We start from the raw sequence: 13,865 nt of genomic DNA, 5'->3' as shown, positions 1-13,865 counted from the left end.
CATAATAACAATTATGAGTTTATTTTTTTAGATGACTTTTTTGACTTTCTCAATTTTGAGAAATCTACCTAAAATAAGGGTTTCCAACGATTTATTAAAATTAATTTAAAATTAAACACATACAAGAATATTTTTAAAATTATACTTTTTAAGTTCTATTTTTATTGATAAAAAATATACTAATAATTTTCAAAATTTATGATTTTTTTTGAAAAAATTCTTAAAAGCTAAAATATAACGGCTATTCTATTTTTTAAATGGAGATAAAGCCAACAATAAAATTTGTAATTGCAAAAAAAATAATATTGTATTATAATAAATATATACATTACACAAGACTACTTTAAAACTAAACTCTAGAGTTATAACTGTTCTACTTAAATCTAATAAAATGCAGACTTCTACAAGCGGGAATAATTTACGTTAATAAATAGAATAATGTTTTTTAGGAAGGGAAATAATGAAAAAACAGTATTTTGAAAGTTTTGATGGAAAAAAGGTTCCTTATTTATTTTTTGAATCAAAAAGATATAAATATAAAAATAATATTGTAATATTTCACGGAATGACCGAACCTATTGACAGATATGCTGAATTTGGGGAATTTTTGGCTTCAAATGGATATAATGTGTTTGTTATGGAAATTCGTGGTCATGGGGAATTAAAAGATAGTGAAATTGGAGATTTTGGAAAAGGGGGAATAAAATCTGTCTTTAAAGATATTGATTCCTTTTTTAAAAAAGTTTTGAGCAAAGTTGGAGCAACTCCAAACAATACTACAATTTTGGGGCATAGTATGGGTTCTTTGATTGGGACAGAATGGGGAATCAGAAATAAATATAAATATTTTATTTTATCAGGTTTTCCATTGAAAAGCCAGTTAATAGCTATAGGTGGAAATTTTGCCACTTTTTTAGAAAAAGCGATTTTCAGAAAAGTTTCTGTATTTAATAAAATTTCAGAAAAGTGGAACGCAAATTTTGAGCCAAATAAAACAAAATTCGACTGGCTTACAAGAGATGAAACTGAAAATAAAAAATATGAAAATAATGAGCTTTGCGGCTATTCTGTCACACCAAAGTTTTATTCTGGAATTTTTTCCACAATAGGATTTATCAATAGAAACTATAAAAAATTAGATGAATATGCGAGAATATTAGCCATTTATGGAACAGATGACAAAGTAATAGATATTCCATATATTAATCAAATTTTTAATACATTAAGAAAGAAAAAAAGAAGAATAAACATTCTTGAAAATAAGAATGGACGGCATGAATCTCTTAATGAAACAAACAAATATGAAATTTATGATGAAATTTTAAAATGGCTAAATGCAAAAGATTTTTAATTTATAACAAAAAATTTAAAAAATTTACAAAAAATAATAAATTTTTATCAAAAAGTATGGTATAATTAAGAAAGTTAATTTTAATAGGAGGAAAAATGGGAGCATTTGATTTTGTAAAAATATTTAGAGTAAATAAAAGCATCTCAATAGATTTGGGAACTGCAAACATATTGATTTATGATAAACAAAGAAAAAAAATAGTATTAAATGAGCCATCTGTAGTTGCAAGAGATAGAAAGACTGGAAGGCTAATTGCAGTTGGAAGAGAAGCTAGAGAAATGTTAGGGAAGACTCCTGACAGTATTCAAGCTATAAAACCTTTGCAAGACGGAGTTATTGCAGATATTGATTCAACAAAAGAAATGATTACATATTTTATTCACAAAATTTACGGGAATTCATTATTCAAGCCTGAAGTAATGATTTGTGTGCCAATTGAAGTAACAAGTGTTGAAAGAAAGGCATTATTTGATGCAGTAAAAGGTGCTAAAAAAACATATATCATCGAAGAAGGAAGAGCAGCTATTATTGGTTCTGGAGTTGATATTTCTCAACCTGAAGGAAGTATGGTAATTGATATAGGTGGAGGTTCTACTGATATTGCAATTCTTTCTTTAGATGAAATTATTGCAAGTAAATCAATTAGAATTGCTGGAAACAGATTTGATGAAGACATCGTAAAATATGTAAAAAGAAAATATAACTTGCTAATCGGAGATAGAACTGCAGAAAAAATAAAAAAAGAACTAGGTTCAGCATTAAAAGTTCAATCGCCTGAAATTATGGAAATAAAAGGTAGAGATTTGGAAACTGGAATTCCTAATACTGTGGAAGTCAACGCAAATGAAATTTATGAAGCAATTGAAGATTCTTTATTCCAAATCGTAAACTCTACAAAAGAAGTTCTTGAAAAATGTCCGCCTGAACTTGCAGCAGATATTTTGGATAATGGAATTGTAATGACTGGCGGAGGTTCACTAATCAAAAACTTCATTGACATGATGGAAAAAGAAGTCGGAATCAAAGTATTCTTATCTCCAAACCCATTGGATTCAGTAGTTTTAGGTGGAGGAGCCGCATTTGACAATAAAAAATTATTAAGAACTCTTCAAATGAAAGAAAATTAATATTTGTTGTTAATTAAAAAAACGAGAAAATGAGAAAAAATGAAATTACAGGAAATAACCGAAAAATTTAAAAATGAAATAAATCAGGATAAAATAAGTGCAAGTTATCTCTTTTACGGCGATAAGAGAGTTGACTTGCTTTCTTATGCACTAATGTTTTCAAAGATGATTATGACAAAGGATGTGCAGAATGACGCTGAAAGAGAGAAAATCGAACGGCTTATTAATAATTTTCAATATCCTGACATTGAAATAATAAATAAAAACAATGAAAACATAAAAATTGACGAAGTGCGAGAAATCATCTATTCATCAATAGAATCTTCATTTAATTCACCAAAAAAGATATTCATTCTGTGTGGAATCGAAAATTTGCGAAAAGAATCTTCAAACGCACTTTTAAAAATTTTGGAAGAGCCCCCGCAAAATGTATATTTCATACTTCTATCAAAAACATTAAACATCATTTCCACAATAAAATCCCGCACATTCAAATTTCATCTATCTGGAATGAATAACGACGAACTGGGAGTAAGCAAGGAAATTTACTATTTCTTTGATGGAAATGAAAACGATATTTTAGAATTTAAGAGGCAAAATCTCTCACTTGATGATATTGAATTTAAAATTAATACTGTAGAAGATATTTTGCAAATCATTTTTGAGATGAAAAATTACACAACTGGAGAACTAATTATGAAAAATAATCTAGATTTGACCATAAAATATAATAAAAGTATTGAACTGCTGACACAGCGAATACGCTTCTGGGATATTGAAAATGTGTATTTTTTTATAAACGAAATTGAAAATGAACTGAAAAAGGAAAAGGAATTTCTGATAAGCTTTCTTTCAAAAATCATTATAAATGTTAAGCATTCTGTGGAAGTAGAAGATTTGAAAAAATTGATAAATTTTAAAAACAGCATAAGAAGCAATGTAAATGTGAAAAGTGTGATTTTTAACTTTTTTGATATTTTACAAAGTTCTTGAAAAAAGAAAAAAAATTAATAAAAGAAAATGGGAAATAAACTGTGTAGTCAGAATATCTCCCATTTTTTATAGTAAAACTCTAAATATATTTAATAAAAGATTCAAAACATATCTACAATTTAATTTTTATCCTTTATAATCGGAACCCAAAGTTCCATTTCATAATTTGGATTATACATATCCCCTTCACCATAAACTTCCAAATCAGGCGTTCCAGCGTGTCTATAACCTTGTTCTGGAAAAAATGTCCCTGTCACATATTTCCATCCTTCATGAATGCAATTTGGAACAATTCCCTTCAATTTTACTACAGCATATTCAGTTTCCGGAACTTCAAGTATATTAAGGCCCAAATCGTTTGCTTCGGTAACATTTTGAATATCGTATCCAGCCATATAATTTACAGTAAACTTGCTTTCACAATTTTCATTTTTCTCAATTTCATAGCAAGCTCCATAACTTTGTCCATTTCCTAAATTTTCTAATTTTTCTGGAGATACTTTTTTAAAAAGTTTATCCCAAACATTAGGAAAATTACCGCCTTCTTCAATTCTTTCTGCTAAGCCTGCTATTTTAAAAGCCGATTTTTTCATAACTTTGATATCCATATTTTTTCCTCCTTCAATACTTAAAGATAATCTTATAGGAGAAAAAATTTGAAATGCACTTCCTTTTCTGACTTCCTTTGGCGTGTGCCCATGAAATTTTTTGAATGCCAAGGAAAATGAATCTTGAGATTCATAGCCGTATTTAAAGGCTATTTCTATTATTTTTTCATCGCTTTCACGTAAATCTATCGCAGCACAGCTTAACTTTCTAAAGCGAACATACTCGCTTAACGGATAATCCACCATAATTGAAAACATTCTGCTAAACAGCGGATACGAATACCCAGAAAGCAATGCAATCTTTCTCTCGTCAATTCTATCAGTCAAGGTTTCTTCGATATATTTCATCGTTTCATTAAATGCCTTAATCATATATTTTTCCTCCTTACACTAAAAGTATATATGATTTTTCGACTTTTTTCCCGATAATTCCTGTACAAATTTTATAGTTTTAAAATTCAAAAAATTCCTCAATCATAGTTTTCAATCCATGCTCCACATTTGAAGTTGAAATAAATTTAGCTATTTCCTTGATTTCAGGAATTGCATTTTCCACAGCTACAGGCATTCCCACGTACTCCAGCAACGGCTTATCGTTCGCACTGTCACCAACCGCAATCATTTCCTCAGGCTTTATATTTTCAATTTCTCCCAATTTTTTCAATGTTTTCCCTTTATCCACATTTTTATTAGCAATTTCTAGAAATATTGGTTTTGAAATTGCGATAAAATAATCATTTTCGTGAACTTTTTTCATATGTTCCTGAGCAATCAATACCTCCTGAGGTGTTCCAATAATCATACATTTTGTAGTTTTATATATCCCTTTTTTTTCTAAATCTTCAAGTGAATCAAATTTTTGGAATTTCATTTTACATTGATCTGCTTCATACATTACTCCCTCTGTTGCTTCCGTTCCATAAATCGTGTCTCCAACGTACAAAATCATCGGAACATTTATCTCCTTTGAAACCTTATAAACATTTTCAATATCCTTTTTTTCCAGCCCTTCGTGAAAAATTACTTCATTTGTCTTCATATCAATTAATTCTCCGCCGTTAAATGCCAAAACATAGCCTTCATACTTATCCATTTGAAGCTCTTTTGCATACTCAAGCATCGCATAGCTAGGTCTACCGCTCGCAAGCACAAATTTAACACCTTTTTCCCTTTGAACTTTCACAATCGCCTCTATATTTTCCTTTGTTATTCCATGCTCCTCATCAAGCAATGTTCCATCCATATCAGTTGCAATTAACTTATAATTCATAAAATCCTCTCACTTTCTTCTATTATAATAATTTTATTAATTCATCCAAATCTTTTTCCGTAGTTGCCCAGCTCGTTGCAAATCTTATTACCGTATGATTTTCATCGTATTTTTCCCAAAATGAAAAACTTACGTTTTTTGCCAGTTTTTCCATTTTTGTATTTTCAATTATGATAAACTGCTGATTTGTAGGTGATTCAAGATAAAATCTGTAATTTTTTTCATGTAAAATATTTTTTAATTTTTCAGATAAATTTATAGTATGTTTTCCAATCCTTTTGTACAAATCATTTGAAAATAATGTGTCAAACTGTACTCCAAGCAGCCTTCCCTTAGCAAGTAATGCTCCATGCTGCTTTATCCTTGTTATAAAATTCTTTGGTGTATTATTTTTGGTAAAAACAACTGCTTCCCCAAGCAATGCTCCAGCTTTTGTCCCTCCAAAATAAAAAACATCACAAAGCCGAGCAATATCTGGAAGTGTAACATCCGTATCCTTTGCCATAAGCCCGTATGCCAGCCTTGCTCCATCCAAAAATAACGGAATCTTATATTTTTTACAAATTTCTGAAATTTCTGTTAATTCGTTTTTGGTATACAAAGTTCCATATTCTGTTGGATGTGAAATATAAACCATTCCAGGAAAAACCATATGTTCGTGATTTTTATCCACATAAAATGTCTGTAAATATTCCTTCAACTCATTAACATCAATTTTCCCACTATGATGTGGCAACATCAAAACCTTATGCCCTGTAAATTCAATCGCTCCAGCCTCATGCACACTAATATGCCCCGTTTCAGCCGCAATCACCCCTTCATAAGACTGCAGCATCGAATTTATCACAACTGTGTTAGTCTGTGTTCCACCAACTAAAAAATAAACATCTGCATTTTCCAATTCACAAGCTTTCCTAATTTTTGCTTTTGCACTTTCACAATATTTATCAGCCCCGTATCCAGACAAATTCTCAAAATTAGTCTTAACAATCGCATCCAAAATCTCTTGACAAGCCCCTTGCGTATAATCATTTGCAAAATATAACATAAATTTTTCCTTTCTGTAAAACCGGTGCTTCATATTCGTATTATACAGTAAATTATGGGAAAAGTCCAACTTATAAAGGTTTAAATCCATTTTCTATTTCTTCTATTAGTGCAATAATATTTGTTGCTCTGCCTTCATAATTTTGAATTTCTTTATAACTTTCTTCATAAATGTTCCAAGTTTTTATTTCACCTTGTGAAAATGAACTTTTAAAATCTTTTTTTCCATTTGACACATCTATTGCAAATTCTGTAGATAATTTTGTTTTTTTCTTATCAGATAATCTATTTTCTATACCATATAAAACATGTTCCAAATTATTTCCAAAAAAAATTACTTCAAACGGTTTCTCTTGAACCTTTAGATTTTCCAATTTTCTTTAATTTAAACAATTTATTTAGACATTTCCTTTTATTTATTAAATTTTCTCTTTCTATTTTGAAACAATTATCTGTATCAGTTACATAATAAACTTTTATAATATCTGCCCATTTTATAACATTTGATGGCTTTTTTAAAAAACTATTTACAACTTTTTGTAATTCTTTTATTACATTTGAAGATGTAATTTCAAATTCTTTCGAATATTCTTTATATCTTGTAAACATATCACCATGTATCACAATTGGTGTAACTCTTTTTCTCAATTTATTTATAGTTCTGTTTATCCATGGAACAAGAGTTTCTTCGTCACTAATTCCCTCAACTATTATTAATATAACACTCCCCTTCATTTATTTCACCAACTTCCTCATATACAATGCTATTTCTGTTTCACTTATATTTAATGGATTTATATTGTCTTCACTCCATATTGCTTGTGATCTTATGTATTTTTGTCTTAAGTTGGTTGTTTTAGAAATTCTTTTAAAATAGCTGTAATTTATTTTATCTTCATCAAGAGAAGTAACTATTATATTTTCTCCTTTTAACCTTTCCATTGGAGAAAGATTATGGGCGGTAAAAATTAGTTGTCCTTTTGCTATTTTTGAGATTTGTTCCAAGATTACTGCGAGCAAATATTCAAAAATATGGGCATCCAATTCATCTATTACTACAAGCGCATTTTCGTCTTGAATACAGTAAATCAAAGCTGATAATATTGAAACTATCTTTTGTATTCCTACAGATTCATTTTTTATAGAAATTTTATCTCCTTTTTTTATTATATATAAGTTTATTCCTTTTTCCTTTTCTTTTTCAGTTATTCTTTCTCCTTCTATTTCGCATACTAATTCAGAATCAGGTATAATTGCTTTAAAAATTCCGTTTATTTGTTTTACAGTATTTATAATTGCTTCTGCTATATTTTCAGAATAAAAATTATTATTTTGGTTAAGTGTAATTGGGATTGTTCCTTGTGAATTTTCCAAGTGGATATTCATATTTAAGAAAATTTTCAAATTTGTTATTGCTTGATTTTCTAATGTTATAACAAAAATTTTAGTTAAATAGTTTTCAATTTCTAAAAAATTTATCAATACATTTTCGAGTTCATCATTCAATTCTATTTTATTTTCACTTTTTTGATTCTCAATAATTTGACTAAAAATAATCCCTAAATAACTATTTAAATTTACATTTTCTAAATTTATGCTTAATTTACTTGTTTCCTGCTGTTTCAATATTTTTTCTATTATATTGATACTTTCAGATTTTTTTAACTTAATTTGCTGTGTTTCATAACTTTTGAAAGAAATTAATTTTTTATAAGTTTCTCTTTTTTTATCTGCATTTTTATATAAAATTTTTTCTTCCATAGGCAAAATATTATTAAACTTGTCTTTTGAAAAATTTAGAATAATCTTATATTTTTTTGTTTCACCTTCTATTTCCAACTCAATAGAAGTCGTAGTTTCTCCTATTTTTATAAAATTTTTTAACTTTTCATCCAATTCCTTTTCCATAAAATCAGGTTTATCAATCAAAAAATATTCTCTTACAACTTCAATTGCCTCTATTACAGCCGTTTTCCCACTTCCATTAGGTCCGTAAATTGCTGATAAATTATTACTTTTAAATTCAATTTTTGAATTTTTTATATTTTTAAAATTCTCTAATTTTATAGATTTTAATTTCAAAATTAATCTCCTTTACTAAAACATATTTTATTAAATATATTATACTATATTTTTTGATTTTTTCAAGAAAAATTTAGTAAAAATACATTTTTTTATTGTTTTTTTGCATTAATTTTATAATTTTTCTATTTCAATTTTTCCTTTTTTAAAAAACTTCTTCAAAACAAAAAACCATCTCAAAAAGCTAAAAAACTTTTCAAGACAGTTTTCAAAAACAAATATTCTAGTTTCTTAATTTTATCCTCCCAAATAAGCCTTCTTAATTTCAGGATTTGTAAGCAGTTCCTTCCCAGTTCCTTCCAGAATGATTTTCCCAGTTTCCAGAACATATCCTCTATCTGCGATTGATAGTGCCATATTGGCATTTTGTTCTACTAACAGCACAGTTACGTTTTCTTCCTTATTAATTCTTTCAATAATATTGAAAATTTCCTGCACTAATAATGGTGCTAGTCCCATTGATGGCTCATCTAGTAATAATAACGAAGGATTTGACATTAAGGCTCTTGCCATTGCCAGCATTTGCTGCTCTCCTCCACTCATTGTTCCTGCCAATTGTTTTTTACGTTCGGCAAGTCTTGGAAACAATGAAAACATATGTTCCATATCTTTTTTTATTTGATCTGCATCATTTCTTGTGTATGCTCCCATTTCCAAGTTTTCCAGTACAGTCAGCTCTGTAAAGATTCTACGTCCTTCTGGCACGTGTGCCATTCCACGGCTGACAAGTTTGTAGGCATCAGCATTGGTTATATTTTCTCCGCTCAAGGAAATTTCTCCTGATTTTATTGGTACAAGCCCTGAAATAGCGTGAAGTGTGGATGTTTTTCCAGCTCCATTTGCACCGATTAGAGAGACAATTTCACCTTTTTTTATCTGAAATGAAATGTTTTTTATGGCATGAATTCCGCCATAATAGACATTTAAGTCATTTACATTTAAAATATTCACATTTCCTCCTTTTTGCTAATTTTATTAATTTTACAGCTTAAATTTTATTCTCCTAGATAAGCTGCGATAACTTCCTTATTATTCTGAATTTCATCTGGAAGTCCTGAAGCAATGATTCTTCCAAAGTTTAACACATATAATCTTTCACAGATTCCCATTACCAGATCCATATCGTGTTCGATTAACAAAATCGCAATTTTAAACTTATTTCTTATAAAGCTAATTGTATTCATTAATTCCTTCGTTTCATTTGGATTCATTCCAGCCGCTGGCTCGTCTAGCAGCAATAATTTAGGATTTGTTGCCAAAGCCCTTGCTATTTCTAGTTTTCTTTGTTGTCCATAAGACAAGTTTCCAGCTGTAATATTTGCCATTTCAGCCATATCAAAAATATCTAATAAATCAAGTGCATTATCTGTCACTTCCTTTTCTTCTTTCCAAAATCTAGGAAGTCTAAAAATCGCTTCAAAAGTATTATAATTCATACTATTGTTAAATGCCAGCTTTACATTATCTAGTACACTTAATTCTTTAAAAAGCCTAATATTTTGAAATGTTCTGGCAACTCCCAAAGCAACTATTTGTGGAGTGGTTTTTTTATTTATACTAATCTGATTTATAGAAATATCTCCATCTGTAGGCTTATAAACACCTGTAAGTAAATTAAATATTGTTGTTTTTCCAGCTCCGTTTGGACCAATCAATCCAATCAGTTCACCTTCCTTTATTTCAATATTTACATCATCAACTGCTCTTAGCCCTCCGAAAGATATTCCCAAATCTGTCGTTTTTAATAATGACATATTCATATCTCCTATTTTACTTCTTTTTTTATTTTATTAAAAATACTTAATTTTCATTTTTATTATTTTTATAATCTCTAATTCGCTTAATTCTTTTTTTTGTGCCTGCAAATGTAAATTCCTTTGTACCGAAAATTCCTTTTGGACGGAAAATCATTAACGAAATCAATATAATTGCATAAACTAAGTATCTAAATTGTGAAACGTCTCTTAATTTTTCATTTAATAATGTCAAAATCACTGCAGCGACAATCGCTCCTGTAATACTTCCAAGTCCTCCAAGCACCACCATAACAAGAATTTCTATTGAGAATAAAAAACCAAATTTATCAGGCGTTAAAATTCCTACATTATGCGCAAATAGTGATCCCCCAATTCCAGCAAAAAATGCTGAAAGTGCAAAGCCATAAAGTTTTACACGATTTAATTTAATTCCAATATTTTCAGCCGCAATTTCATCTTCCCTAATTGACAAAACTTCCTTTCCTTTTCGTGAAGTCATAGCCATCGCAATTACAATAATTGAGATAACTACAATGAAATACGTATTTGAAAAACTCAAAAGTGTCGGAATATTGCTAAGTCCAGTCGCTCCACCTAAAAAGTCTAAATTTTGAATAATATATTTTATAATTTCTCCAAAGGCAAGTGTAATAATTGCAAGATAGTCTCCTCTTAATCTAAGCGTACTTCCCCCAACTAAAAATCCAAATACAGCCGCAACTAATCCACCAAATAGTGATACTATAATTAATTGTAAAAATGGCGGTAAATTATACTGAACTAATATTTTTGAAATAAATGCCGCTGAATATCCGCCAATTGCAATAAATCCAGCTTGTCCCAAATTAAGCTGTCCCATAAGTCCAACTGTTATATTCAAACTTACTGAAAATAATACGTATATTAGGATATTTATATAGATTCCCTTTGTATAGCTGAAAGGGTCATTTGGATTAAAAGTAAAACTTAGAACAAAATAAAATACAATTATCAAAAGAAATGTAGCAACATAATTTTTCACATTTAATTTGTTGAAATAATTTAAGTCATTCCATCTGGAATTTTTTGTTTCTTTATCTTTTTTAGAATGTTCATCATGATTCTTTTCTGAACTAGCTATATTTTCTGTCTTCACATCTTTGTTATTTTTTTCCATTTTTTCAATTTCCTCCCTTCTAAGTTATACTTTTTCCTTCATATTTTTACCAAATAATCCATTTGGTCTAAAAATCAATATTAATATAAGCACACCAAATACAATTGGATTTGCCCAAGTTGTAAGCGATGACCCTTTTACATACGCTTCAAGCAGTCCCAGAACATATCCACCAACCATAGCTCCAGGAATGCTTCCAATTCCTCCAAATACAGCCGCAATAAATGCCTTCAATCCAGGCAGCATCCCCATATATGGCTCAATTTGGGGATAAACAATCGCATACAATGCTCCACCTAATGCACCAAGTCCAGAACCAATTGCAAATGTTATGGCAATAGTCTTATTTACATTAATTCCCATAAGCTGTGCCGCTCCTGTATCCTGTGAAACCGCTCTTGTAGCTTTTCCCAATTTTGTCTTTTTAATAAATAAATTTAAAGCTACCATACATATTATTGTAATCACAATTACAAATATTGTAAGTGTGCTTATTTGTAAGAATCCTAGCTTCATTTTATTATCATTTGATAAAAATGCTGGTATATATTTTGGATCAATAACTTTTGGATTTGCACCAAATATTATAAGTGCCAGACTTTCCAGTAAAAAACTCATTCCAATCGCAGTAATCAATGCCGAAATTTTAGGTGCATTCCTAATTGGACGATACGCAAAAAAGTCGATCACAACTCCCAAAATCGCACACAAAACAATTGATAAAACAATAGCCAGTATCAATGGCATCCCATTTGACACAGCGATAAGCGTAATATAAGCTCCCACCATAAGTATATCACCATGTGCAAAATTTATAAGTTTAACGATACCGTAAACCATTGTGTATCCCAAAGCAATCAGGGCATAAATACTTCCAGTTTGCAGTCCGTTAATAGTTTGTTCAATAAAACTCTTTAACATAATTTTAAACTCCTATATCTTCTATTTATACAGTTTATTTTATACTTAGGCAACCTAAAAACTATATTTAATTTTACTCAAATTTCCATATAATCTTAAAGCTGCTTACGTATATTTTTATTTACTAAATTTCATTGTCTTTATTTTACTAAATTCTAAATCATTAAATAAAAACTCTTTTAGATAAAAAAAGTTCTCGATTGCCAGAAAAAAGAAAAAATCCCCAACAACCGAACTTTATAATAATTATTATTGCCTATATTTAGATATATTTGACAATCTAAATTTTTTTATTTCAACAAGGGGTCAAAACCCCTTGCTTTAAAATATTTGCTTTTTTAAATTTTAAATTTCTCTAATTTACAAACAATTCTATTATTCTAGAATTTTTCTTTTAATGTAAGTTTTCCATCTTTTACTTCAATGAATGTAACTTTCTTTTCAGGGTTTCTTTCTGAATCATATTTTAATGAACCTGTAACAAGATTTGTTCCATTAAAGTTTTTAATTGCATCTTTAATTGCATCTTTTGAAGAAAGATCTTTTACATTTTTCAATACAGTTTCTAAAATTGTTCCAGTATCATATCCTAAAGCTGCAAAAATAATTGGATTAGCTTTGTATTCTTTTTTGTATGATGCAATAAATTTTTGAACATTTGGATCAGGATCGTCTGGTGCAAATTGACTTGCGAAAATTGCTCCATTAGCAACTTTTCCAAAGTTAGTCTGGATTCCATCCCATCCATCTCCACCCATAAATTGAGCGTTTATTCCAAGATCTTTTGATTGTGTCAAAATTAATCCAATAGTATTATAATAATCAGGTACAAAAATTACTTCAGGATTGTATCCTTTTACTTTTGTAAGTAAAGCTCTAAAGTCTTTGTCATCAGCAGTATATTGTTCTTCTTTAACTTGGATTCCTTCTTTTTTAGCTTGTTCCTTAAATGCGTTTGCAAGTCCAACAGAATAATCACTACCTGTATTAGTCAATACTGTAATATTTTTATAACCTTTTGCTTTTGCATATTTTGCAACGATAACACCTTGATAAGGATCTGTAAATGTTGTTCTAAATACAAAATCTTTATCTTTTGTAATATCAAATGCAGTTCCAGTTGCTGTAATCATAGGAATTTTTGCTTGTTGTGCAAGCGGTGCAATTGCAAGAGATGGTCCAGATGTAACTTCTCCCATAAAAATATCAATTTTATCTTGTGAAACCATTTTTTTAAATGCATTGATTGCTTCCTGTGCGTCTCCCTTACTATCTGCCACAACAAGTTCGATTTTTTTACCGTTAATTCCACCAGCAGCATTTATTTCCTTTACTTTTAACTTAAATCCATTGATTGTACTTGTTCCATATTGCGCTACATTTCCAGTCAAAGCTCCAATAACACCAACTTTTATAACATTTTTATCTTTTGCAGTTTTAGCTCCGCAGCTAAGTACAAACAATGCCAATAATGAAATTAAAAATAATATCTTTTTCATAATTGTTCTCCTTTACAAAATTTATTTTTATATTCAAAATAATTCACTTAAAAC

14 protein-coding genes are annotated in these 13,865 nt (G+C 29.2%); 3 read left to right on the top strand and 11 right to left on the bottom strand.

The genetic code is table 11. The annotated features are described in order from the left end of the window. Positions 1–460: 460 nt before the first annotated feature. The 3 genes from F1564_RS01245 (at position 461) to F1564_RS01235 (ending at position 3,471) form a co-directional block, all read left to right on the top strand. On the top strand, positions 461–1,351 hold the full coding sequence (locus F1564_RS01245) for an alpha/beta fold hydrolase (RefSeq protein WP_018451351.1): 891 nt from the start codon (positions 461–463) through the stop codon (positions 1,349–1,351). Positions 1,352–1,446: 95 nt separating this feature from the next. Continuing rightward, positions 1,447–2,478, top strand: a complete 1,032-nt coding sequence (gene mreB, locus F1564_RS01240) for a rod shape-determining protein (protein WP_018451350.1) — start codon at positions 1,447–1,449, stop codon at positions 2,476–2,478. Between the two features lie 39 nt (positions 2,479–2,517). Further along, positions 2,518–3,471 carry an ATPase gene (locus tag F1564_RS01235; RefSeq protein WP_018451349.1) on the top strand — a complete coding sequence of 318 codons (954 nt, stop codon included), beginning with the start codon at positions 2,518–2,520 and terminating at the stop codon, positions 3,469–3,471. A gap of 119 nt (positions 3,472–3,590) precedes the next feature. Here the strand turns inward: F1564_RS01235 and F1564_RS01230 are convergent, their stop codons facing one another. The 11 genes from F1564_RS01230 to F1564_RS01180 form a co-directional block, all read right to left on the bottom strand. Then, complete coding sequence (locus F1564_RS01230; protein WP_018451348.1) at positions 3,591–4,451, bottom strand: AraC family transcriptional regulator; 861 nt, start codon at positions 4,449–4,451, stop codon at positions 3,591–3,593. A gap of 79 nt (positions 4,452–4,530) precedes the next feature. Beyond that, positions 4,531–5,349 carry a Cof-type HAD-IIB family hydrolase gene (locus F1564_RS01225; RefSeq protein ID WP_018451347.1) on the bottom strand — a complete coding sequence of 273 codons (819 nt, stop codon included), beginning with the start codon at positions 5,347–5,349 and terminating at the stop codon, positions 4,531–4,533. Between the two features lie 22 nt (positions 5,350–5,371). Further along, entirely contained in the window at positions 5,372–6,397 is a 1,026-nt protein-coding gene (locus F1564_RS01220) for a threonine aldolase family protein (protein ID WP_026231297.1), read from the bottom strand. A gap of 70 nt (positions 6,398–6,467) precedes the next feature. After that, entirely contained in the window at positions 6,468–6,713 is a 246-nt protein-coding gene (locus F1564_RS01215; RefSeq protein WP_149201879.1) for a hypothetical protein, read from the bottom strand. A gap of 22 nt (positions 6,714–6,735) precedes the next feature. Then, positions 6,736–7,131, bottom strand: coding sequence for a hypothetical protein (locus tag F1564_RS01210; RefSeq protein WP_018451344.1), 396 nt, complete (start codon positions 7,129–7,131; stop codon positions 6,736–6,738). Beyond that, a complete protein-coding gene (locus F1564_RS01205; RefSeq protein ID WP_018451343.1) occupies positions 7,132–8,478 on the bottom strand; it encodes an AAA family ATPase in 1,347 nt (448 codons plus the stop codon). 237 nt (positions 8,479–8,715) lie between these two features. Next, the gene (locus tag F1564_RS01200) at positions 8,716–9,429 is read right to left on the bottom strand and encodes an ABC transporter ATP-binding protein (RefSeq protein ID WP_018451342.1); all 714 of its coding nucleotides are present in this window, start codon (positions 9,427–9,429) and stop codon (positions 8,716–8,718) included. Positions 9,430–9,473: 44 nt separating this feature from the next. Then, complete coding sequence (locus F1564_RS01195) at positions 9,474–10,232, bottom strand: ABC transporter ATP-binding protein (RefSeq protein WP_018451341.1); 759 nt, start codon at positions 10,230–10,232, stop codon at positions 9,474–9,476. Between the two features lie 46 nt (positions 10,233–10,278). Continuing rightward, complete coding sequence (locus tag F1564_RS01190) at positions 10,279–11,391, bottom strand: branched-chain amino acid ABC transporter permease (protein WP_018451340.1); 1,113 nt, start codon at positions 11,389–11,391, stop codon at positions 10,279–10,281. A gap of 24 nt (positions 11,392–11,415) precedes the next feature. Next, the gene (locus tag F1564_RS01185; RefSeq protein WP_018451339.1) at positions 11,416–12,312 is read right to left on the bottom strand and encodes a branched-chain amino acid ABC transporter permease; all 897 of its coding nucleotides are present in this window, start codon (positions 12,310–12,312) and stop codon (positions 11,416–11,418) included. Positions 12,313–12,692: 380 nt separating this feature from the next. After that, the gene (locus F1564_RS01180) at positions 12,693–13,811 is read right to left on the bottom strand and encodes an ABC transporter substrate-binding protein (protein WP_018451338.1); all 1,119 of its coding nucleotides are present in this window, start codon (positions 13,809–13,811) and stop codon (positions 12,693–12,695) included. Positions 13,812–13,865 lie beyond the last annotated feature (54 nt).

Origin of the sequence: Leptotrichia shahii, from assembly GCF_008327825.1 — a bacterium.
Classification (GTDB): domain Bacteria; phylum Fusobacteriota; class Fusobacteriia; order Fusobacteriales; family Leptotrichiaceae; genus Leptotrichia; species Leptotrichia shahii.
This window is presented reverse-complemented; position numbering and strand designations above follow the sequence as displayed.